The sequence below is a fragment of the Micromonospora sp. DT229 genome (assembly GCF_049844505.1).
Lineage (GTDB): Bacteria > Actinomycetota > Actinomycetes > Mycobacteriales > Micromonosporaceae > Micromonospora.
The window spans coordinates 107,245-128,855 of sequence record NZ_JBNCLD010000009.1 but is presented as its reverse complement, the minus strand read 5'-3'; the positions used below and the strand labels follow the sequence as shown (position 1 = coordinate 128,855).

The 21,611-nt window shown below is 70.4% G+C and carries 20 protein-coding genes; 7 read left to right on the top strand and 13 right to left on the bottom strand.

Annotated elements, in window-relative coordinates; genetic code table 11:
• Window positions 1-674: 674 nt before the first annotated feature.
• From ACLQ2T_RS16740 to ACLQ2T_RS16730, 3 genes are all read left to right on the top strand, one after another.
• Window positions 675-1,325: a hypothetical protein gene (locus ACLQ2T_RS16740; RefSeq protein ID WP_425767141.1), complete on the top strand. Its 651-nt coding sequence runs from the start codon at window positions 675-677 to the stop codon at window positions 1,323-1,325.
• A gap of 201 nt (window positions 1,326-1,526) precedes the next feature.
• Window positions 1,527-3,296 (top strand): DEAD/DEAH box helicase, encoded by a 1,770-nt coding sequence (locus ACLQ2T_RS16735; RefSeq protein ID WP_425767139.1) that lies wholly within the window; start codon window positions 1,527-1,529, stop codon window positions 3,294-3,296.
• Between the two features lie 189 nt (window positions 3,297-3,485).
• Window positions 3,486-4,109 (top strand): putative glycolipid-binding domain-containing protein, encoded by a 624-nt coding sequence (locus ACLQ2T_RS16730; protein ID WP_425767138.1) that lies wholly within the window; start codon window positions 3,486-3,488, stop codon window positions 4,107-4,109.
• 10 nt (window positions 4,110-4,119) lie between these two features.
• On the opposite strand, the gene ACLQ2T_RS16725 is transcribed toward ACLQ2T_RS16730, so the two are convergent.
• Complete coding sequence (locus ACLQ2T_RS16725; RefSeq protein ID WP_425767137.1) at window positions 4,120-5,211, bottom strand: PLP-dependent cysteine synthase family protein; 1,092 nt, start codon at window positions 5,209-5,211, stop codon at window positions 4,120-4,122.
• A 37-nt stretch (window positions 5,212-5,248) separates the two neighbouring features.
• On the bottom strand, window positions 5,249-5,704 hold the full coding sequence (locus ACLQ2T_RS16720; protein ID WP_327023264.1) for an Lrp/AsnC family transcriptional regulator: 456 nt from the start codon (window positions 5,702-5,704) through the stop codon (window positions 5,249-5,251).
• 268 nt (window positions 5,705-5,972) lie between these two features.
• Here ACLQ2T_RS16720 and ACLQ2T_RS16715 point away from each other — a divergent pair, with 268 nt between their 5' ends.
• Window positions 5,973-6,239, top strand: a complete 267-nt coding sequence (locus ACLQ2T_RS16715; RefSeq protein WP_425767135.1) for a BldC family transcriptional regulator — start codon at window positions 5,973-5,975, stop codon at window positions 6,237-6,239.
• A gap of 30 nt (window positions 6,240-6,269) precedes the next feature.
• Here ACLQ2T_RS16715 and ACLQ2T_RS16710 read toward each other — a convergent pair whose 3' ends face one another.
• From ACLQ2T_RS16710 to ACLQ2T_RS16700, 3 genes are all read right to left on the bottom strand, one after another.
• A complete protein-coding gene (locus ACLQ2T_RS16710; protein ID WP_425767134.1) occupies window positions 6,270-6,899 on the bottom strand; it encodes a UbiX family flavin prenyltransferase in 630 nt (209 codons plus the stop codon).
• 71 nt (window positions 6,900-6,970) lie between these two features.
• Complete coding sequence (gene mqnP, locus ACLQ2T_RS16705) at window positions 6,971-7,972, bottom strand: menaquinone biosynthesis prenyltransferase MqnP (RefSeq protein WP_425767132.1); 1,002 nt, start codon at window positions 7,970-7,972, stop codon at window positions 6,971-6,973.
• The gene (locus tag ACLQ2T_RS16700) at window positions 7,969-9,432 is read right to left on the bottom strand and encodes a menaquinone biosynthesis decarboxylase (protein WP_327023268.1); all 1,464 of its coding nucleotides are present in this window, start codon (window positions 9,430-9,432) and stop codon (window positions 7,969-7,971) included. The genes mqnP and ACLQ2T_RS16700 overlap by 4 nt, the downstream gene beginning before the upstream one ends.
• 178 nt (window positions 9,433-9,610) lie before the next feature.
• On the opposite strand from ACLQ2T_RS16700, the gene ACLQ2T_RS16695 reads away from it, so the two are divergent.
• Entirely contained in the window at window positions 9,611-10,483 is an 873-nt protein-coding gene (locus ACLQ2T_RS16695) for an alpha/beta fold hydrolase (RefSeq protein WP_425767130.1), read from the top strand.
• 100 nt (window positions 10,484-10,583) lie between these two features.
• Complete coding sequence (locus ACLQ2T_RS16690) at window positions 10,584-11,744, top strand: FUSC family protein (protein ID WP_425767129.1); 1,161 nt, start codon at window positions 10,584-10,586, stop codon at window positions 11,742-11,744.
• Window positions 11,745-11,820: 76 nt separating this feature from the next.
• Here ACLQ2T_RS16690 and ccsB read toward each other — a convergent pair whose 3' ends face one another.
• Genes ccsB through hemL form a run of 6 tightly spaced genes read right to left on the bottom strand, consistent with a single transcriptional unit; the run spans window position 11,821 to window position 17,881 of the window.
• Window positions 11,821-12,795, bottom strand: coding sequence for a c-type cytochrome biogenesis protein CcsB (ccsB, locus tag ACLQ2T_RS16685; protein WP_425767128.1), 975 nt, complete (start codon window positions 12,793-12,795; stop codon window positions 11,821-11,823).
• Window positions 12,795-14,435 carry a cytochrome c biogenesis protein ResB gene (locus tag ACLQ2T_RS16680; protein ID WP_425767127.1) on the bottom strand — a complete coding sequence of 547 codons (1,641 nt, stop codon included), beginning with the start codon at window positions 14,433-14,435 and terminating at the stop codon, window positions 12,795-12,797. The genes ccsB and ACLQ2T_RS16680 overlap by 1 nt, the downstream gene beginning before the upstream one ends.
• Entirely contained in the window at window positions 14,435-15,310 is an 876-nt protein-coding gene (locus ACLQ2T_RS16675) for a cytochrome c biogenesis CcdA family protein (RefSeq protein WP_425767126.1), read from the bottom strand. Before ACLQ2T_RS16675 ends, ACLQ2T_RS16680 begins: the two co-directional genes overlap by 1 nt.
• Complete coding sequence (locus ACLQ2T_RS16670) at window positions 15,310-15,891, bottom strand: TlpA family protein disulfide reductase (RefSeq protein ID WP_425767124.1); 582 nt, start codon at window positions 15,889-15,891, stop codon at window positions 15,310-15,312. The genes ACLQ2T_RS16675 and ACLQ2T_RS16670 overlap by 1 nt, the downstream gene beginning before the upstream one ends.
• Complete coding sequence (locus ACLQ2T_RS16665) at window positions 15,891-16,538, bottom strand: histidine phosphatase family protein (protein WP_425767123.1); 648 nt, start codon at window positions 16,536-16,538, stop codon at window positions 15,891-15,893. The genes ACLQ2T_RS16670 and ACLQ2T_RS16665 overlap by 1 nt, the downstream gene beginning before the upstream one ends.
• Window positions 16,539-16,543: 5 nt before the next feature.
• Window positions 16,544-17,881, bottom strand: a complete 1,338-nt coding sequence (gene hemL / locus ACLQ2T_RS16660; RefSeq protein WP_425767122.1) for a glutamate-1-semialdehyde 2,1-aminomutase — start codon at window positions 17,879-17,881, stop codon at window positions 16,544-16,546.
• A gap of 140 nt (window positions 17,882-18,021) precedes the next feature.
• On the opposite strand from hemL, the gene ACLQ2T_RS16655 reads away from it, so the two are divergent.
• Window positions 18,022-18,357, top strand: coding sequence for an STAS domain-containing protein (locus ACLQ2T_RS16655; protein WP_425767121.1), 336 nt, complete (start codon window positions 18,022-18,024; stop codon window positions 18,355-18,357).
• 203 nt (window positions 18,358-18,560) lie between these two features.
• Here the strand turns inward: ACLQ2T_RS16655 and ACLQ2T_RS16650 are convergent, their stop codons facing one another.
• Both ACLQ2T_RS16650 and ACLQ2T_RS16645 read right to left on the bottom strand, forming a co-directional pair.
• Entirely contained in the window at window positions 18,561-19,124 is a 564-nt protein-coding gene (locus ACLQ2T_RS16650) for a response regulator (protein ID WP_425767120.1), read from the bottom strand.
• Window positions 19,121-21,611 (bottom strand): ATP-binding protein (locus ACLQ2T_RS16645; protein WP_425767119.1); only part of this gene is annotated, 2,491 nt, incomplete at its 5' end. The genes ACLQ2T_RS16650 and ACLQ2T_RS16645, both read right to left, overlap by 4 nt.

The following is a 21,611-nucleotide window of genomic DNA, read 5'->3' as shown; positions in this document are numbered from 1 at the left end:
GTTCGGCCACCCCGGCCAGCCAGCCTGCCGTGGGACGAGCGGGTGTTCCCCGCCCGACCGGACCGCAGGGGCCCACCGGGTCGCACGGGCCAGCCGGGCCGACCGGGTCCGCCGGGCCGACCGGGTCCGCCGGATCGACCGGGTCCGCCGGGCCGACCGGGTCCGCCGGATCGACCGGGTCCGCCGGGCCGACCGGGTCGGACGGCAGGGAAACAGCCCTGACAGCCGCACCGGCCGCGACCGGGTCGGCCGGATCAGGGGGGTCGGTGCGCGCCAGCGTACGGGTGCCGGGAATGAGCCGGGTGAGCGTCGACGAGGCGCAGGCCGCCGGGGCCGGCAGCAGGGCCGCCGGGGTGTACCGGTCGACTCCGGTCAGCCCCGAGCCGCCGGAGCCCGCGCAGCCGCCGGAACCGGCCCAACCGCCGACGCCTCCGACGCCGGAACCGGAACCCGCGCCACGACCGCCGGCACCACCCGCACCCGTACCGGCACCACCCATACCGGCACCCCCGGCGCCTGCACCTGCACCGCCGGCACCGGGCCCACCTGTGCCCTATCCGCCGGGGCCGGTGCCCGCGCCGCCGCCCGCGCCCAGGCCATCCCCGCCGTTGCCGGGTCCGCCGACCCCGATGCCGGGCCCACCGATGCCGGCACCACCGCCTCCGCCGGGCCCGATGCCCGCCCCGCCTTTCCCGCCCCCACCCGCCACCGGCATGGCCCCGGCCTCCAGACCCGCTGCGCCGCCCGCCGGGCGGGTGTTCGGCACGGCACCGGGCACGGCACCGGTGACGACGAACCGGGCCGGAGGTATCACCGGCACCGAACCCGCCGGGGCCCCGCCGGTCGTACCGGCCCCCGCCCTGCCGACCTGGCCACCACCGGTCGGTGCCACCGGGCGCCGGGACGAGCCTGCCCCCGGTTCGTCCGGAGCCGCACCCCGCCAGTCGACCCGCCCGGGTCTGCTGGCAGCCGCCGGATCGTCAGCCGCAGCCGGTACCACCCCACCGGCTCCCACGCCGGAAGCCAACTCCCCGGGGGCCGGTGTCGCGCCGGCCACGCCGCTTACCGGTGGCGGTGATCTGAGCTCCTATTACACCGGCGGTACGAGTTCCGCCACGGTCGCCTTCCCGGCCGGAGAGGCGGAGAACTCGGGCTCGCTGACCGGGCACATCCTGGCTCAGGGCTGGGCGGACACCGCCACCGAACGCTCCAGCAGCACCACCCGGGTGCTGATCGTGATGGCGGTCGCCCTGGTCCTGCTCGTGGCGATCAGTGTGCTGGTCGTACTGGTGGCGAACAATGCCCTCAGCAGCCTGCTGGAGTGACGACGGTCGGTGGATCGACGGGTGAATCCGCCCACTACCTCATGCCTACCCGAGTGTCGGTGCGTCCGCCGCCGTACACTTGTAGGTGATCACTGACCGTGCGCGCCACCGTGCGCGCCCCTGGGCGTTCTTGCTGAAGATCCGACGGCGTAGTGCCGCAGCGGGACATCGCAAACGTGCGCCCCGCTCGAAAGGCATTTCTTGACCACCTCTGCTGTCTCCGGCACGCCTCTGTCCGCCCCCGACGCCGACCCGGCCGCGCAGCCGACCGACATCGGCACCGTCTCGCCCGCCGCCTCCGCCGAGGCGATCAGCTTCGAGGCCCTGGGCCTACCCGAGCCGCTGGTCCGGACGCTCGCCCGACAGGGCATCACCCATCCGTTCGAGATCCAGTGCGCCACCGTGCCCGACGCCCTCGCCGGGCGGGACGTGCTCGGTCGGGGGCAGACCGGCTCCGGCAAGACCCTCGCCTTCGGGCTGCCGCTGCTGGCCCGGATCGGCGATGGGCCGCGAGCCCGGCCGTTGCGCCCCCGGGCCCTCGTCCTGGTGCCCACCCGGGAATTGGCCATGCAGGTCAGCGACGCCCTGCTGCCGCTGGGCCGCGCGCTCGGCGTGTTCGTCAAGACCGCCGTCGGCGGGGTGCCCTACGACCGCCAGATCGACGCCCTGCGGCGCGGCGTGGAGGTCGTGGTGGCCACCCCCGGTCGGCTCGGCGACCTGATCGACCGTGGTGTCTGCCAGCTCGACGATGTCGAGATCACCGTGCTCGACGAGGCGGACCAGATGGCCGACATGGGCTTCCTGCCCGATGTCACCGAACTGCTGTCCAAGACTCCGGCGCGCGCCCAGCGGCTGCTCTTCTCCGCCACTCTGGACAATGACGTGGACTCGCTGGTGCGGCGCTTCATGACGGACCCGGTCACCCACTCGACCGCCCCGGCCACCGCCACGGTGTCCACCATGGATCACCACATGCTGCTGATTCCGCCGAGCGACAAGTTCCCGGTGACCGCGTCGATCGCGGCGCGGGCCGGCCGGACCATCGTCTTCGCCCGCACCCAGCTCGGTGTGGACCGACTCGTCAGCCAACTCGCGGCGGTCGGCGTCCGGGCCGGCGGGCTGCACGGCGGCAAGACCCAGCGGATGCGTACCCGCACCCTGGCCGAGTTCCGTGAGGGACGGACCACCGTGCTGGTCGCCACGGACGTGGCGGCCCGGGGCATCCACGTCGACGGGGTCTCCCTGGTGCTGCACGTCGACCCGCCGAAGGACCCCAAGGACTACCTGCACCGGGCCGGCCGCACCGCCCGCGCCGGGGAGACCGGCGCGGTGGCCACTCTGGTGCTGCCCAAGCAGCGACGCACCACCCTGGCGATGATGGAGAAGGCCGGGGTGCAGCCGGCGGAGACCCGGGTACGCGCCGGCGACCCGGCGCTGACCGAGCTGATCGGCGCACGGGAGCCGAGTGGGGTGCCCGTACGCGAGGAGCCGGAGGGCCCGCGTCGGAGCAGCCGGCCGGGTGGCCAGCGCCGCTTCGGCGACGGACCCACCGCCGAGCGCCGCTACCGTGACCGGCCCACCGAGCGCCGCTACGGCGACGACACCCGCGGCACCGGCCGCTACGGCACCGACAGCCGGAGCGACAGCCGCTACGGAGCCGACAGCCGAGGTGAGCGCGGCTACGGAGCCGACAGCCGGGGCGAGCGCCGTTACGGGACCGACAGCCGGGGCGAGCGCGGCTACGGGGCAGAAAGCCGGACCGACAGCCAGGGCGACAGCCGCCCCGGGACCGACAGCCGGGGTGAGCGCGGCTACCGCGACCCGAGCCGCAGCGAGCGCGGCTTCGGCGGTCAAGGTCGTGGCGAACGCCGATACGGCGACCGGCCCCGCTCGGACGCTCGGGGCCCCCAGGACCGGCCGCGCGAGGACTGGCGTGGGTCGGGCGGGCGCCCCCGGGCGCTTACCCACTGACCTGGGTCCCCTGCCGGGGACAGAAAACCGCGCTTGATCAGGGATCGAGTGGTCTGAGGCCCTGCCTTGACCACTCGATCCCCGTATCGAGCGCGATCCTGACCCCAGGGTGAGGGGCACTACGGGTACGACCAGGCCTTCGGCGCAAGGCGCTGCCGGGCGGGGGCCGGGTGGCGTAACGTCCGGTTCATGCCGACCGTGCCGAAGTCGATGCTGTGGACCCGGATCGACACCGCCGGGGCCGAACATGCCCTGGCCGACGACAGCCACGGCCTGGCGGCGCACGGCACGCAGGTGGCCGCGGCTCCGATCCCGTACACCTGCCGCTATCAACTGCTGACCGACCCCCAGTGGGTGAGCCTCCGGCTGGAGGTCGAGGTCGAGGGAGCGGGCTGGCGGCGAAGCGTACGCCTGGAACGGGCCACCGACCGGTGGCGGGTGACCGCCGCCGAGCAGGGTGACCTGGACGCTGCCCTGGCTGCCACCGGTCATGCCCCGGCCGGGCTGCCCGGGGTCGAGGATCCGGACCGGCTGGCCGATGCCCTGGATGTCGATCTGGGCGGCTCGCCGCTGTTCAACACCTTGCCGGTGCGCCGACTCCGGCTGGCCGATCAGCCCGCTGACGCCAATTTCCCGATCAGCGTGGCCTGGGTGCTGGTGCCGAGCCTGACGGTGTTGCCCGCCGAGCAGGTCTACACCGCGCTGGGCGGCGGCCGGTTCCGGTACGCCAGTGGCAGCTTCAGCGCCGAGATCGACATGGACCCCGACGGCTTCGTCCTGCACTACCCGGGCCTGGCCCACCGGAATCGGTGATTCGGCGTCCTCAGGTCGGCCAACTGCCGTCGGCCAGGAAACGTTCGATCGTGGCCAGGTGCGGGGCCAGGTCCAGGCCCTGCGCCGCCACCCACTCGTCGGCGTAGTAGGTGTCGGCGTACCGGTCACCCGCGTCGCAGATCAGGGTGACCACCGAGCCGGTCCGACCGGCGGCCAGCATCTCGGCGATGAGCCCGAAGGCCCCCCACAGGTTGGTGCCGGTCGAGCCCCCCACCCGGCGGCCCAGCACCGCCGAGCCGGAGCGCATGGCGGCCAGCGAGGCGGCGTCGGGCACCCGCACCATCCGGTCGACCACCGAGGGCAGGAAGGAGGCCTCGACGGTGGGTCGGCCGATGCCCTCGATCCGGGAGCCTCGCCCGGTGCACACCGACCAGTTCGCCGCCTGCCAGGCGGGATAGAAGGCCGAGTTCTCCGGGTCGACCACGCAGAGCTTGGTGGGCAGCCGCCGGTAGCGGACGTAGCGGCCGATGGTCGCGCTGGTGCCGCCGGTGCCGGCACCGATCACCACCCAGGCGGGTACGGGATGACGCTCCAGGGCCAACTGCGCGTAGATCGACTCGGCGATGTTGTTGTTGCCCCGCCAGTCGGTGGCCCGCTCGGCGTAGGTGAACTGGTCCATGTAGTGCCCGCCGGAGTCCTCGGCGAGCCAGCGCGCCTCGATGACCACCTTCGCCGGGTCCTCGACCAGGTGGCACCGACCGCCCTGGAACTCGATCTGGGCGATCTTCTCCGGCGAGGTGGAGGCGGGCATCACCGCGATGAAGGGCAGGTCCAGCATCCGGGCGAAGTACGCCTCGGAGACGGCCGTGGAGCCGGAGGAGGCCTCCACGATTGTGGTGTCCGGGCCGATCCAGCCGTTGCAGAGCCCGTAGAGGAACAGCGAACGGGCCAGGCGATGCTTCAGCGACCCGGTCGGGTGGACCGACTCGTCCTTGAGGTAGAGATCGATGCCCCACTGTCGGGGCAGCGGAAACGGCAGCAGGTGGGTGTCGGCGGACCGGTTCGCGTCGGCTTCGACGGCGGCGATCGCCTCGGTCACCCACCGTCGGCTCGCCTCGTCACACCGGTCGAGTTGAGTCACCTTCGGAACCTAGCAAGCGAGCCTGAGAGCTGGGCCTTCAGGAGGAGGGCCCGACCGGCTGTGGACGGTTCTCCCACTTGGTCGACAGCGCGATGCTGGTACGGGTCGAGGCCACCCCGGGGGTACGGTTCAGCCGCACGATCAACTGCTCCAACTCGGCGATGGTGCTCACCCGAGCCTTGAGCAGGAAGGACTCGACACCGGCCATGAAGTAGCAGGACTCGATCTCGGGTATGGCCCGAAAGGCCTCCAGCACGTCGTCGGTGTCCGCGTTGGAGTCCTCGACGATGCTGATCAATGCAGTCACGGCCAGCCCGATGGTCTCCGGCTCGACTTCGGCACGGTAGGCGCGGATCACCCCACCGGCCTCCAACTTGCCGACACGTTCGTGCACTGCGGGCGCGGAGAGCCCGACCTGGCGGGCGAGTTCGGCGTACGAGAGGCGGGCGTTGCCGCGCAGCAGATCCACGAGGGCGAGGTCGATGGCGTCCACGGACTGTAGACCCTAGTCGTCGCCGGGTAGCACCAGGACGCCGGCATCCGTTGGGAATTACCTAGCGCTACAGTTCGCATACCAAAGGTCCTGAGGCTGGGGCGCCGGTACCATTACTAACTTCCCACTCAGTGCATTTTTCGCGTTTGACGGACACGTCAGGTCGGCGGTGCTGTAATTGCCATACGTCCCTCATGACGGCTCTGGGCTCGCACCGGCCGGGGGCAGTGTGTTCAGCCGGGGGCTTCGTCGACGCGAGGAGGGGGCTGTGGACACTGGAGATCGCCTGCTGACACCGGGTGAGGTCGCCGCGTTGTTTCGGGTTGACCCGAAGACCGTGACGCGCTGGGCGGCGGCGGGCCGGATCGGCAGTATCCGGACTCCAGGAGGGCATCGCCGGTTTCGGGAATCCGAGGTGCGGGCCCTGCTTGAAGGGGAGGGCATGCTGGAAGAGACGGATGAGATGGGCAGACCGCGCAGTACGGGCCCAGCCGCCCCGACCGGACCGGGCCCGGCCAACGCCGGCATGTACTGAAGTGGTGCGGAGCGAACGCGGACCGGCTCGTCAGGTCCGGTCCGCGTTCACCTTTCCGGCCCACCTGCGGAACAGGGTGTGCGGCACGCCTAGGGCGTCGAGCACCTTGCCGGCCACGAAATCCACCAGCTGGGCGGCGGAAGCGTCAGCTCCGGCACCGTAGAAACCGGGGCTGGCGGGCAGCACCACCGCCCCGGCATCGTGCAGGGCGATCAGGTGTTCCAGGTGGCTGCGGGTCACCGGGGTCTCGCGGGGCACCACGACCACCGGCCGGCGCTCCTTGAGGTTGACCTCGGCGGAGCGCTGCAACAGGTCCTTGGACAACCCGATCGCGATACCGGCACAGGCCGCCGTGCTCGCGGGCACCACGGCCATGCCCCGTACCGGATAGGAGCCGCTGCTGGGACCGGCCGCCAGGTCACCGGCGGGCCAGTGCCGCACGTCCGCGTCGTCGAGATCACGACCGAGCCAGGCGGCCAGATCCTCGGCCCAGTGTGCGTCGCGGAACGGACGCCCGGTCTCGTCCAGGACGGTCAACCGGGCCGCCCGGGAGACGATCAGGTCCACCGACTGCCCGGCGTCCAGCAGTCCGCGAAGGACCGCAGCCGCGTACGGCGTACCCGACGCCCCGGACACCCCGACCACCCATGGTTCGCGCATGTCCCAAGCCTGCCTGGTCGCCACCGCCGCCGGGCCGGCACCCCGCCGAACGGGGAGGGAACCGGCCGGGGTCAGGGACGCAGACCCAGGCGGATCACCAGGTCGAGCAGGGCGAAGAGGAACAGGGCTATGCCGACGAAACCGTTGGCGGTGAAGAATGCCCGGTTGACCCGGCTCAGGTCGGTCGGCTTGACCACCAGATGCTGGTAGCCGAAGGCGATCGCGGTCAGCGCCAGCCCGATCCACCAGAGCCAGCCGAAGCCGACAAGCACTCCGAACCAGCCGAACAGCACGAATGTCACCACGTGCGACACGGTGGAGGCGTGCAGGGCGAACCGCAGCCCGTACCGGGCCGGGACGCTGTGCACCCCGATCTCCCGGTCCACCTCGGCGTCCTGGCAGGCGTAGATCAGGTCGAAGCCACCGATCCACAGGCCCACGGCGGCGCCGAGCAGCCAGGCCGGGCCGGAGCCGGCGAAGGTGCCGGTGACCGCCAGCCAGGCGCCGACCGGGCCGACCATCTGGGCCAGGCCCAGGATCGCGTGCGGCCAGTTGGTGAACCGCTTGCCGTACGGGTAGACGATCAGCGGCACCACCGCCAGTGGGGCCAGCACCAGGCAGAGCCGGTTGAGCAGGGCGGCTGCGGCCAGGAAGACCACCAGGGCGACGCCCGCCCCGATCCAGGCCGTCCGCAGGCTCACCGCCCCGGTCACCAACTCCCGATTGGCGGTACGCGGATTCCGCGCGTCGATCCGCCGATCCAGAATCCGGTTGGCCGCCATGGCGAAGGTCCGAGCCCCCACCATGGCCACAGTGATCAGCGCCAGATCCCCCCACCGCACCCGTCCCCCGTTAACCGACATCGCGGTCAACGCCGACAGGTAAGCGAACGGCAGGGCGAACACCGAGTGCTCAATCGCCACAAGCCGCAGAAACGCCTTGACCCGCCCCCGCGATCTTGCACTTTCCGTCGGGACAGAGCCGGACGAAGCAGACGAATCAGCGACCGGAAGTGCAAGATCGCGACGGGAAGAGGGGTCGCGGGGGGTGGGTGGGGTGGAGGGGGGCGTCATTGGATGCCGTATTCCTTCCAGCGCTTGTCAACCAGGGAGACGACCTCGGGGGTCATGGTCATCTCCTCGGGCCAGCCCCGGGTGTAGCCCTCGCTGGGGAGTTTGCGGGTGGCGTCGATGCCGGCCTTGCCACCCCAGAACTGCTGGTACGAGGCGTGGTCCAGATGGTCCACCGGGCCCTCGGTGAGCAACAGGTCCCGGGAGTAGTCGACATTGCCGAAGGCGCGGAAGGCCACCTCGTTGTAGTCGTGCACGTCGCAGTCCTCGTCCACGATCACGATCAGCTTGGTCAGCGACATCATGTGTGCGCCCCAGATCGCGTTCATCACCTTCTGCGCGTGCTTGGGGTAGCGCTTGCGGATCGACACGATCGCGCAGTTGTGGAAGACCCCGGCGGCCGGCAGATCGTAGTCGACGATGTCCGGGATGAGGAACCGCAGCAGCGGGGCGAAGATCCGCTCGGTGGCCTTGCCCAGGCCGTGGTCCTCCTGCGGCGGCTGCGAGGTGACGATCGAGTGGTACACCGGGTCGCGCTGCATGGTCATCGCCTCGACGTGCAGCACCGGGAACGGCTCCACCGGGGTGTAGAAGCCGGTGTGGTCGCCGAAGGGCCCCTCCGGCAGACGCTCCCCGGGTTCCAGGTAACCCTCCAGCACGACCTGGGCGTGCGCCGGCACCTGCAGCGGCACCGTCAGGCAGTCGACCATCTCCACCCGCTCGCCGCGCAGGAACCCGGCGAACAGGTACTCGTCGATGTCGGCCGGCAGGGGTGCGCTCGACGAGTAGCTGACCACCGGGTCGCAGCCGATCGCGATGGCCACCGGCAGCCGCTGGCCGAGCCGCTCGGCGACGGCGTGGTGGGCGGTGGAGTTCTTGTGGATCTGCCAGTGCATGCCGAGGGTGTTGTGGCTGTGCTGCTGGAGCCGGTACAGCCCGAGGTTGCGCTTGCCGGTCTCCGGGTGCTTGGTGTGGGTCAGCCCGAAGTTGTGGAAGATCCCACCGTCACCCGGCCACACCTGGAGCCCGGGTAGCCGGTTCAGGTCGACGTCCTTGCCCCGGTAGACCACCTGCTGGCAGGGGGCGGTCTTGACCTTCTTGGGGGGCATCGACTTGAGCTGCATCACCTTGCCCAGGCCGCCCATCATGCCGGAGAAGCCCATCGGCAGTTCCGGCTTGAGCATCTCCCCGATCCGGTTGCCGATCTCGTCCAGGGACTCGACCCCGAGGGCCATCGCGGTCCGCTTCTCGGTGCCGAACAGGTTGATCGCCACCGGCATCTCGCCGCGAGTCGGCCGCTCGAACAGCAGCGCCGGCCCGTTGGCCCGGACCGTACGGGTCACCACCTCACTGATCTCCAGTGTCGGGTCCACCGGCACGCCGACCCGGCGCAGTTCACCGGCGCGCTCCAGCGCCACCAGGAAATCCTTCAGATCGGTGTACGGAAACCCACGAGCAGCCATGACAGCAAGTCTCCCCCACTGCTATGACGTGAAAGGAAGGGCCCCTTGTTAACGCCTCCGGTAGAGCAGGGGTCCCCTATTAACAAGCGGCGGCATGAGAGTGGGCCAGCCGGGTAGTCGTCGACGCCGGAGGAGCTGACCACCGGGCGAATCGCCCGGACGAGGCAGAAAGGTGATGATGGGTGAGCGACGGATTCCAACGAGCTTCGCCGAGCAGCGGACGCAGGTCGGTGACGTCACCATCAACTACGTCCGGGGCGGCATCGGGCCCACGCTGGTGTTACTGCACGGCTATCCGCAGTCCTGGTACATGTGGCGGCACGTACTGCCGGAGTTAGGGCGGTCGTTCGAGGTGATCGCGCCGGACCTGCGGGGCTTCGGCGGCAGCGACGCCCCGCCCGCCGGCTACGACAAGAAGACCCTCGCCGCCGACCTGCACGGGCTGCTCACCACCCTGGGCTTGGACCGCGCCCTCCGGTTGGTCGGCCATGACATCGGCACCATGGTCGCGTACGCGTACGCCGCAGCCCACCAGGACCGGGTGAGTCGGTTGGTGCTCAGCGAGGCACCGATCCCCGACGAGAGCATCTACACCTTCCCGGCACTGACGGCCGCCGGTCCGGCGGTGTGGAACTTCGGCTTCTTCAACCTGACCAACGGGTTGCCCGAGAATCTCGTCGCCGGCCGCGAGGCGCTCTGGGTCGACCAGTTCACCGACTCGTTGATGATCCGCAAGGGCAGCCTGGACGCGGCGGACATCGAGGAGTACGCCCGGCCCCTGCGCGACGGGGCCCACCTGCGGGCGAGCTTCGAATGTTTCCGTGCGTTCGGGCAGGACATCGCCGACAACGCCGAGTACCGCAAGTCGAAGCTGGCCATGCCGGTGCTCGCCATCGGCGCGCAGGCGAGCCTCGGCGGCCAGGTGGCCGATCAGGTCCGCCAGTACGCCGACTCGGTGACCGGCGAGGTGATCGAGGACAGCGGCCATTGGCTCTTCGAGGAGCAGCCGGCCGAACTCACCGCCCTGCTGCTGCCCTTCCTCCGGGCCTGACGGGTCGTCGGGCCGGTCAGTGGTCGGGCCGCCCGGGTGGGTGCTCGTTCGGCGGTTGGTCCAGGCAGCGACGAAACATCCGCCCACCTCGTTGAAGCACGTGTCTCGGGTCACGAACTGGTTCCGAACCTCGTGGAGCCGGCTGCGCAGCGGTTGGCTTCTCGTGGTGGAGGTGACGCTGGCCGCGACCGCCTCCTGGTTCGTCGCCAGTCGCCTGCTCGGCGGCCCGCACGGCAGCGGCGACGCCTCGGCGTTCTACGCACCGGCCGCCGCGCTGATCGTCCTGTCGCAGGCCCGGGGCGTACGGCTGCGGCAGGCCGTGCGGGTTCTGGCCGGTATCGCCGTCGGCGTGATCCTCGGTGAGGTCGTCGTCTGGGTGTTCGGCGCCCGCTCCACCGCCGCCATCTTCGTGGTCATCCTGGCCTCGGCCGGGCTGACGATCGCCGCCGGCGCCCCCGGCGTGGTCCGCAACCAGTTGACCACCTCCGCGCTCTTCCTGGTCGCCGTGGTGCCGCCGGGCGGGGAACTGGAGCCGACCCGCCTCTACGACGCGTTGATCGGCGGCTCGATCGCGTTGCTGATCACCCAGGTCGTCGGCGCGCAGTCGCCGCTCGGGCCTCTGGAAACCGAAGGCCGGCGGACGTTCGCGGAGCTGTCCGGGGTGCTGGACGACATCCGTCAGGCGGTGCAGCGGCACGACAAGCAGGCGGCCGTCACCGCGTTCGGGCGGGCTCAGCAACTGGACTCGCGTACCGCAGCGCTGCGCCGGGCCGTGTCGGTCGCCGACGAGAACCTGCGCCTGGCAGTCTGGGAGCGGCGCAACCGATCCCGTGTCGATGCCGCCCGGAGCGCCGCCGACCACGTCGACTACGCCGTCCGCAACACCCGTACGCTGGCGCGCTCGGCGTTGGTGCTGGCCCGACTGCCGCACCCGTCGCCACCGCAGCTCGTCGCCGCGCTGGCCGGGCTGAACCGCCTGGCCGGCTGCGCCGCCGCGGTGCTCGCCGCCGTCGTCGCCGGTGCGGGCGACAGAGCCGACCGGCACGTCGAGCAGGCGGGTGCGGTGGCGCTCGACACCGTCCGGGCGATGACCCCGTTGGTCCGGCACAAGCAGCCCCTGCCGGTCAGCACGGTTGTCGGCCACATCCGGATGGTGGTCGTCGACCTGCTGCGCAGCGCCGGTGCGGACAAGCCGGAGGTGCTGGACGCAATCGCCGCCGCGCTCGACCTGCCCACCGGCCGGGCCGCCCGCGAGAACTGACACCGTTGCGCCGGTACGGCGGCATCAGGTGCGCTTGGTTACCGCGGTTCCGGCGTGACCACGCGCAATCGTCGATCTAGACGTCGGCGTACGAGTGCAGGCCCGTGAAGAAGATGTTCACGCCGAACAGGTTCATCAGCATCGTCGCGAAGCCCAGGATGGCCAGCCAGGCGACCAGGTTGCGCTTCACGCTCGGCGTCGCCCGGGCGTGCAGGTAGCCCGCGTAGATCACCCAGGAGATGAAGGACCAGGTCTCCTTCGGGTCCCAGCCCCACGGCCGACCCCAGGCCGCCTCGGCCCAGACCGCTCCGGCGATCACCGCGAAGGTGAAGATCGGGAACGCGAAGGCGTGCAGGACGAAGGTGAGCCGCTCCAGGCTGGCCGCCTCCGGCAACCGCTTCGCCAGGGTGTACGGGAAGCTGCGCTTGCCCCGCTCGTAGCCGGCCCGCATCAGGTACGTCACCGCCGGCACCGCGCCGAGCAGGAAAAGCCCCGAGGCGAACACGATCGTCGACACGTGCACGACGAACCAGTACGAGTTGAGCGCGGGCACCAGCGGCACGATCGGGGTGTAGAGCACCAGTTCGGCGGTGGCCACCAGCAGCACCATGACCAGGGTCAGGAACAGCCCGAGCCGGCGCAGCGACGGCACCTTCCACAGCACCACCAGCCAGCCGGCGACGCCGATGAACGAGACCGTGAGCACGAACTCGTACATGTTGCCCCAGGGCATCCGCTCGGCGGCGATACCGCGGGTGACCAGCCCGACCAGGTGCAACAACGCGCCCAGCGCGGTCAGTCCGATCGCGATCCGACCGGCCAGGCCGGCCCGACGGGCGGTGCGCTGGGCCGGTCCGTTGGGATCGACGACCGGGGTGTCCCGCTCGGCCACGGCCACACCACCGGCACCTACCGCCGCACCGACCATCTGCCGGGCGGGGGCGGCCACGGCCCGCGAGTTGCCCAGGGCGTACTCGACCGCGTGACCGATCATCGCCAGCAGGTACACCATCGTGGTGATGGAGACCATCTGGTCGGAGAGTGCGGACATCACTTGGCTCCTTCTCGCGCGTCCGGTACGCCGTCGACTTCGTCGGCCGGTCGGTCGCCGCGCATCGCCGCCACCAGTTGGGCGAACTCCTCGGCGAACCCGGGATGCTCGGTACGCGGCAGGCCGCCCACCTCGATCAAACTACTACCGTTCGTCGGAGATCCATCTGCGGGGTCGATCGCACCCGCCGGCAGCAGCCGAACGAAGACCCGCCGACGCCGAAAGAACAGCGACCCCATCAGCCCGAACACCAGGCCGATCGAGCTGACCAGCAGCAAGGTCGTACCGGGGTCGTAGCGTACGGAGATCACGATGTACGGCTCGGAGCCCAGGAACTCGACGGTGGTGCCGTCGTCCAGGGTCCAACTCTCCCCGAGCCGTAGCTCCTTCGCACCGACTTCGGTGAGCCGACCGTTGCGTACCTGACGCTGGTCCAGCTGATACACCGAGCTGGGGATGCCGGCGTCCAGCCCCATGTTGCCCCGGTAGGCCACCAGGCCGAGCAGGGGATTCTGCTCGGTCGGGTGCTCGGAGCGGGTGAACGGAGGCTCCTGCGGGGCGGTCGGCAGGTACAGCCCGTCGAAGGCCACCTGGAGATTGGGGTCGCGCTCGCCGGTGGCCGGATCGACATTGGCGTCCGGGAAGGCGGCCAGCCCTTCGCTGGTCATCCCGACATCACCGTTGCTGAGGAAGGGCACGGCGCTGGTCTGGGTGCCACCGAACCGGTCGGTGTAGCGGATCACCGGGGCGTACCCGTGCCCCAGCAGGTAGACGTTCGCCCCGTCCAGGCGCAGCGGCGAGTTGACCGAGAACTCCGCCGTCCGGGGGGCGCCGCCGTTCTCGTCCACGGTCACCTTCGCGCGGTACGACGAGGGCTGACCGGTCGGCAGGAAACGGGCGTCGAACTCGTCCAACTGCATGCAGAACCGGGGCAGGTCGTCGCCGACCCGCGGACCGAGCTTGATCTCGGCGTACTGCTGGCGGGTGTTGCAGAAGACCCGGTCCTCGCCGGCGACCAGCAGGCGGTTGCCCTGCCAGCCGTACCAGGAGCCGAGTGCGACACCGAGCAGCACCACCACCATGGAGGTGTGGAAGATCAGGTTGCCGGTCTCCTTGAGGTAGCCCTTCTCGGCGGAGACCTCGTCGCCCCGGACCACCACCCGCCACCGCCGACGCCGCAGGACCTCGGCGACCGCCGCCACCCCACCCTCGGGGGCGGGCACCACGGTGTGCTGCGGCAGCCGGCCGAGCCGCTTCGGTACGGCCGGTGGCCGGGCGCGCAGGGCCCGGATGTGGTCGGCCAACCGGGGGGTGATGCACCCGATCAGCGAGGTGAACAGCAGCAGGTAGATAGCGGAGAACCAGACCGAGCTGAACGCCTCGAAGGCGCCGATCCGATCCAGCCAGGGGGCCAGGTCGGGGTGCTCGGTGAAGAAGTCGCGGACATCCTCCGGGTTGACCCCGCGCTGTGGCAGCACCGACCCGGGGATGGCGGCGACCGCGAGCAGGAAGAGCAGTACCAACGCCGTACGCATGCTGGTCAGCTGTCGCCACGAGTTGCGCGCCAGGGCCAGCAGGGGGTTGGGGCGGCGGGGCTTCCTGGCCGGTGTGTCGGCCGGCCGGTCGTCCACAGCGGTCATCAGATGCTCACCTGGAAATCGCCTACGCCGATGGTGGTCTGCAACCAGATCACCACGTTGGTCCAGCCGCCGGTGACCAGCGCCAACCCGATCAGGATCAGCAGGGCGCCACCGATGCGGGTGACCCAGCGGCTGTTGCGCCGGATCGCCTGGAACACCCCGAGCAGCCGGTTGAAGCCCAGCCCGAAGACGACGAACGGGATCCCCAACCCGAGGCAGTACGCCACAGCGAGTACGACCGCCCGATCGGTCTGCCCGCTGGTGGCGGCCATGCCGAGCACCGCGGCGAGGGTCGGCCCGGTGCACGGCACCCAGGTCAAGGCGAACACCGCACCGAGTACGGGGGCACCGAGCAGACCGGCGGAGGGCAGCCGGTTGATCCGCAGTTCCCGCTGGAGACCGGGCAGCACCCCGAGGTAACCCAGCCCGAGCAGCACCACCAGGGCGCCGATGACGATCTCCAACGGACGCTTGTAGTCGAAGAAGACCCGGCCGATGGTGCTGAACAGGATCGCGGTGCTGACGAAGACGACAGTGAACCCGAGGACGAAGAGCAGGGTGCCGGCCAGCACCCGCCCCTTCACGGCGGCCCGCACCCTGGGCTGTTCATCCCGTACGACGGTGCCGACGCCGCCACCGCGCTCGCTGCTGTCAGCAGGTGACCCCTGCGCCACCGCCGGCGTCGACAGGGTGCCCTTGCCTGCGCCTCGGCCTTCCAGGTCGGCGCCGGCCAGGCCGGTGACGTACGAAAGGTAGCCCGGCATCAACGGCAGTACGCAGGGCGACAGGAAGCTGACCAGCCCGGCCAGGGCCGCCGCGCCCATCGCCAGCAGCAGCGGACCGGAGACGGCGAGTTGTCCGAAGGTCTCGCCCATCAGCGTGGGCCGGACGGCGCGGGTGACTCCGCGGCGATTCGCTCGACGATGGGTTGCAGGCCCTCCTGCCGGACGGCCGCCCGGATCACCGTGGCGATCCGGCCCTCCCGGTCGAGCACGACCGTGGCCGGGATGGTGTTCGGCGGGATGTCCATGTCCAGGGCCAGTCGGCTACCCGGATCGAAGATGCTCGGGTAGCTGACCCGGCCCTCCTCGAAGGCGATCGCCTTGTCCCGGCTGTCCTGCACGTTGATGCCGAGGAAGGTGACCCCGGAGTCCTTGGTCGCCTGGTAGGTGTCTTCCAGGTCCTCGGCCTCGGCCCGACAGGGCGCGCACCACGAGCCCCAGAAGTTGACCACGACCACCTGGCCACGCTGGTCGGCCACGTCGTAGCTGCCGCCCTTGAGCAGCTCACCGCTGATCTTGGGAGCGGCGGAGCGTTGGTCGGGGGCGCACTGCACGATGCCGCCCTCGCTGTCACATTCCGGCTTCCCCCCACCGCCGGAGACACAGCCGGCCAGCAGAGCCACAGCGGTGCCGGCGGCCAGCAGACCGGCCACCGACCTCCTGCCCAGCGCCATCAGGCCCCCTTCGCCGTCCGGGCGGTCGCCGACATCGCCACCAGGTGCGCGGCCGGTTCGGAGTAGCCGATGCCGACGACCTTCGCACCGTCGAAGTGGAAGGTGGTGAGGGAGGCCAGCCCGCACTGACGGCGGCGGGGGTCGTGCCACAGTCGCTTGCGCTCGACATGCCGGCGCAGGGTCCAGATCGGCAGTTGGTGGGAGACCAGGACGGCCTCCCGGCCCTCGGCGGCGATCCGGGCGGCGTGCAGGGCGGCGAACATCCGCTCGGCGATCGCCCGGTACGCCTCCCCCCAGGAGGGGGTGACCGGGTCGCGCAGCACCCACCAGTTGCGCGGATCCCGGAAGGAACCGTCACCGGGCGAGACCTTCTTGCCCTCGAACCAGTTGGCGCTCTCGATGAGTCGCTCGTCCACCCCGACGGGCAGTCCGAACTGGGCGGCGATCGGTTCGGCGGTCTGCTGGGCCCGCTCCAGCGGGCTGGCCACCACATGCACGACGTCGCGGTCGGCGAGCCCCTGCGCTGCGGCCTTGGCCATCTGGACACCCAGTTCGCTGAGGCGGAACCCGGGCAGTCTGCCGTAGAGGATGCCCTCCGGGTTGTACACCTCACCGTGCCGAAGCACATGGACCACCGTCTTGCTCACCGTGCTTACCCCCCTGTGCCCGCCGCTGCCGCTGCATTGGCCGCCACCGGCAGGGCGGCGGCGATCTGTTCCAGGGCGGCATCGTCGATCGCCGCCGACACGAACCAGGATTCGAACGCGCTCGGCGGCAGGTACACCCCGGCGGCGAGCATCGTGTGGAAGAACGCCTTGAACGCGGGCACCTGCTGGGTGCGGGCGCTGTCGTAGTCGACCACGTCGGCGTCCGTGAAGAAGATCGAGAACATGCTGCCCGCGTACGACAGCCGATGCGGGACACCGGCGGCGGTCAGGGCCTCCGTGGCCAGCTTGCCCACGACGGTGGCGGTCTCGTCCAGCTTGCGGTAGAGGGCCTCGTCGGCCAACCGCAGGGTGGTCAGCCCGGCCGCGCAGGCCAGCGGGTTACCGGAGAGGGTGCCGGCCTGGTAGACCGGACCGGCCGGGGCCAGTCGCGCCATGATCTCCGCGCGCCCGCCGAAGGCCGCCGCAGGCAGCCCACCACCCATGACCTTGCCGTACGTCCACAGGTCCGCCTCGACCGGGTCGAGGCCGTGCCACCCGGCGCGGGAGACCCGGAAGCCGGTCATCACCTCGTCGATGATCAGCAGCGCACCGTTGGCGTGGGCGATCCGCGCCAACTGCTCGTTGAAGCCGTCCCGGGGGGCGACCACCCCCATGTTGCCCGCCGCCGCCTCGGTGATCACGGCGGCGATGTGCTGGCCCTCGGCGGCGAAGGCCTCCTCGACCGCGGCGATGTCGTTGTACGGCAGCACGATCGTCTCGCTGGCCGCGGCGCCGGTGACGCCGGGCGAGTCGGGCAGGCCCAGGGTGGCCACACCGGACCCGGCGGCGGCCAGCAGCGCGTCCACATGACCGTGGTAGCAACCGGCGAACTTGATGATCTTCGAGCGGCCGGTGTATCCACGGGCCAACCGGATCGCCGACATGGTGGCCTCGGTGCCCGAGTTGACCAGTCGGACCTGCTCGACCGGGGTCCGCGCGACGATCTCGGCGGCCAACTCCACCTCACCGGGGGTCGGCGTACCGAAGCTGGTGCCCTTGGCGGCGGCGGCCTGGACCGCCGCGACCACCTCGGGATGCGCGTGGCCCAGAATCAACGGCCCCCACGAGCACACCAGATCGACGTAGCGCCGGTCGTCGGCGTCGTACAGCCAGGGGCCCTCACCCCGAACCATGAAGCGGGGGGTTCCACCGACGGCCTGGAAGGCACGCACAGGTGAATTCACCCCGCCCGGCACGATGGCGCGAGCGCGGTCGAACAGGGCCGCTGAGGCCGGAGCGTCGACCGGGTAGCGGTCGGATCCGGCGGAAGTCACCTCGGTCACGATGTCGCCATTGTGTCAGCGTCGATCGGAGCACCGGCAGGTACCCCGGATCGGGGTTACCAGGCTCACCTGCGAAAGGCCACCCCCGAGCCGGCTCGCCTCGACGGGCCGGACGTGCGAGATCGCGATAGGCTGACCCGGTGGATCGTGCCGAACTGTCCATCACCGTACATCGAGCGGGCGACGAAGCAGTGTTGCGCCTTGCCGGTGAGATCGACATGCTCACGGCCGCCCAACTGTCGACCGTCGTGAACGAGGTCCTCGCCGAGCCGCCGCCCCGGATCGTGCTCGACCTGGGTGGCGTCACCTTCTGCGACTCGCAGGGCCTCGGGACCCTCGTCGTACTCAGCCGCAAGGCCAGTCACGCCCAGAGCCTGCTCATGCTGACCAACGTCGGCGAGTTCCTGCTCCGCGTCCTGGACATCACCGGCCTCCGCAGCGCCCTGATGATCCGCAACGACGCCCCCACCCCCTAACCCCCCTCACGCCACGCCCACCCCACGCCCCACGCCCCACGCCGCGCCGATCTTGCACTTTTGGTCGCCCATACGCCACCCTTGCCCCGTTTTGCCCCGACAGAAAGTGCAAGATCGCGGCGTAGAGAGCGGTGGGGGGGGTGGGGAGGGGGGGTGGGGAGGGCGGGGTGGGGAGGGCGGGGTGGGGAGGGGCCGGGGTGGGGTTAGTCGGGGGTGGGGCCCCAGCGGGCTTGTTCGAGGGTGGTCAGGGCTTGGGGGACGGCGTTGGGGTTGTCGGAGGCGGTGCGCAGGAGGGTGGTGGCCTCGTCCACGGCGTCGGTGAGCACACGCCACTGGGCGTCGCGCTCGCGGACCATCTCCGACTGGGCGGCCAACTGGCGGGTCTTGGTCCACAGTTCCACGAAGACGGAGACCTTGGCCCGCAGCACCCAGGGGTCGAAGGGCTTGGTCAGGTAGTCCACCGCGCCGACCGCGTAGCCGCGCAACGCCAGTTGGGCGTCCCGGTCGGCGGCGGTCAGGAAGATGATCGGTACGTGCCGGGTACGCTCCCGCCGCTTGATGTGGCTGGCCGTCTCGAAGCCGTCCATGTCCGGCATCTGGGCGTCCAGCAGGATCACCGCGAAATCGTCGACCAGCAACTGCTTGAGCGCCGCTTCCCCGCTCTCCACCGCCACCGACTGCACCTGCAACCCCTGGAGGATCGCCTCCAGGGCCAGCAGGTTCTCCCGGCGGTCATCGACCAGTAGCGCCTTGGCCACCTGCGTCACGAACCCTCCTCGGTGCGGCTGCCACTGATCCAGGAGCCCATCAACTCGATCAGCTCGTCCAGGTCGACCGGCTTGGTGATGTAGTCGCTGGCCCCCGCCGCGATCGCCGACTCCCGGTCGCCGGGCATCGCCTTGGCGGTCAGGAAGACGATCGGCAGGTCCGCGAACCGGTGGTTACGCCGGATCTGCCGGGTCGTCTCGTACCCGTCCTGGTCAGGCATCATGGCATCCATCAGCACGATGTCGACCTCCGGGTGCTCGGCCAGCAGGCGTACCCCGTCGCTGCCGTTGTCGGCGTAGAGCACCGTCATGCCGTGCAGTTCCAACGCGCTGGTCAGGGCGAACACGTTGCGTACGTCGTCGTCGACGATCAGCACGGTGGCCCCGTCCAGTTGGCGGGTCTTCGGCGCCTCGGGCTGCGGAGGCAGCAGCTCCACCGGTGGCATCAGCAACGACGAGGGCAGGCCGGCCCGTTGCGGGGAGGGCGGTGCCGGAGCCACCACGGCGTCCGGGGCCAACACGTCGGGCAGGTAGAGGGTGAAGGTCGAGCCCTGGCCGGGTACCGAGCTGACAGTGATCGTGCCGCCGATCAGCCGGGCCAGGTCCCGGCTGATGGACAACCCCAGGCCGGTACCCCCGTAGCGACGACTGGTGGTGCCGTCCGCCTGCTGGAAGGCCTCGAAGATCAGGGAGAGCTTGTCGTCGGAGATGCCGATACCGGTGTCGACCACCGTGAAGGCGATCACCTGACGGGCGTTGATCAGCGCCGGTACGTCGAAGACCGCCTGCTCCGGCGCCCGGGAGATGCGCAGCGTCACCGCACCGTTGTCGGTGAACTTCACCGCGTTGGAGAGCAGGTTGCGCAGGATCTGCTGGAGTCGCTGGGCGTCGGTGATCACCGCGGGCGGCAGATCCTCGCCGACCTGTACCTGGAATTCCAGGTCCTTCTCCTCGGCCTGCGGGGCGAACGCCTGCTCGACGTAGCCACGGATCTCCGCGAACCGGACCTCGGTCGGCTCCACATCCATCCGCCCTGCCTCGATCTTGGACAGGTCGAGGATGTCGTCGATCAGGCGCAGCAGATCCGACCCGGAGCCGTGGATCGTACGGGCGAATTCGATCTGCTTCGGGGTCAGGTTGCGCTCCGAGTTCTCGGCCAGCAGCCGAGCCAGCAGCAGCAGCGAGTTCAGCGGGGTACGCAGTTCGTGGCTCATGTTCGCCAGGAACTCCGACTTGTACGCCGAGGCCCGGGTGAGCTGCTGCGCCTTCTCCTCCAGACCGAGCCGGGCCAGTTCGATCTCCCGGTTCTTGGTCTCGATGTTGCCCTTCTGCTCCGACAGCAGGGTCGCCTTCTCCTCCAGTTCGGCGTTGGTGCGCTGCAACTCCGCGGACTGTTCCTGCAACTCGTGGGCCAGCCGCTGCGACTGGGCGAGCAGTTCCTCCGTACGCCGGTTGGCCTGGATGGTGTTGACCGCGATGCCGATGGTGGCCACCAGCCGCTCCAGGAAGGACAGGTGCAGCTCGGAGAAGGGGGTCACGCTGGCGAACTCGATCACTCCGAGCAGTTCGCCCTCGAAGAGGACCGGCAGCACGACCAGGTCGGCCGGCGGGGTGTCGGCCAGCCCGGAGCGCAGGGTGATCCGGCCGTCCGGCACGGCCCCGACCCGGATCGTGCGGCGGGAGAGGGCGGTCTGCCCGACCAGCCCTTCACCGGGACCGAAGGTGACCTCGTGGCCTCGGGACACATAGCCGTACGAGGCGGTCAGCCTCAGCCGCATCACCCCCTCGGAGTTGTCCGCCAGGAAGAACGCCCCTAGCTGCGCGTCGACCAGCGGAGTCACCTCCATCATGATCATCCGGCAGACCTCGCCGAGGTCGCGCTGGCCCTGCAACAGGCCGCCGATGCGGGCCAGGTTGGAGTCCAGCCAGCCCTGCTCGGCGTTCTTGTGGGTGGTCTCCCGCAGGGTGACGATCATCTGGTTGATGTTGTCCTTCAGCTCGGCGACCTCGCCCTGTGCCTTCACCGCGATCCGCTGGGTCAGGTCACCCCGGGTCACCGAGGTCGACACCTGGGCGATCGCCCGCAGCTGGGTGGTCAGGGTGGAGGCGAGCTGGTTGACGTTCTCGGTCAGGTCCCGCCAGGTGCCGGAGACCCCCTTCACCTGGGCCTGACCACCCAACTTGCCTTCGATGCCGACCTCGCGGGCCACCCGGGTCACCTCGTCGGCGAACGACGACAACTGGTCCACCATCGTGTTGACGGTGTTCTTCAGCTCCAGGATCTCGCCCTGGGCATCAACGGTGATCTTCTGGGAGAGGTCACCGTTGGCGACCGCGGTGGTGACCGAGGCGATGTTCCGCACCTGACTGGTCAGGTTCGAGGCCATCGAGTTCACGTTGTCGGTCAGGTCCCGCCAGGTGCCGGAGACCCCCTTCACCTGGGCCTGACCACCCAACTTGCCCTCGGTGCCCACCTCCCGGGCCACC

Excerpts from the sequence above, each read along its gene's own strand:
- ACLQ2T_RS16740 (WP_425767141.1), top strand. The coding sequence starts at position 675 with ATGCCCGCCCCGCCTTTCCCGCCCCCACCCGCCACCGGCATGGCCCCG.
- ACLQ2T_RS16730 (WP_425767138.1), top strand. The coding sequence starts at position 3,486 with ATGCCGACCGTGCCGAAGTCGATGCTGTGGACCCGGATCGACACCGCC.
- ACLQ2T_RS16710 (WP_425767134.1), bottom strand. The coding sequence starts at position 6,899 with ATGCGCGAACCATGGGTGGTCGGGGTGTCCGGGGCGTCGGGTACGCCG.
- mqnP (WP_425767132.1), bottom strand. The coding sequence starts at position 7,972 with ATGACGCCCCCCTCCACCCCACCCACCCCCCGCGACCCCTCTTCCCGT.
- ACLQ2T_RS16700 (WP_327023268.1), bottom strand. The coding sequence starts at position 9,432 with ATGGCTGCTCGTGGGTTTCCGTACACCGATCTGAAGGATTTCCTGGTG.
- ACLQ2T_RS16695 (WP_425767130.1), top strand. The coding sequence starts at position 9,611 with ATGGGTGAGCGACGGATTCCAACGAGCTTCGCCGAGCAGCGGACGCAG.
- ccsB (WP_425767128.1), bottom strand. The coding sequence starts at position 12,795 with ATGTCCGCACTCTCCGACCAGATGGTCTCCATCACCACGATGGTGTAC.
- ACLQ2T_RS16680 (WP_425767127.1), bottom strand. The coding sequence starts at position 14,435 with ATGACCGCTGTGGACGACCGGCCGGCCGACACACCGGCCAGGAAGCCC.
- ACLQ2T_RS16675 (WP_425767126.1), bottom strand. The coding sequence starts at position 15,310 with ATGGGCGAGACCTTCGGACAACTCGCCGTCTCCGGTCCGCTGCTGCTG.
- ACLQ2T_RS16670 (WP_425767124.1), bottom strand. The coding sequence starts at position 15,891 with ATGGCGCTGGGCAGGAGGTCGGTGGCCGGTCTGCTGGCCGCCGGCACC.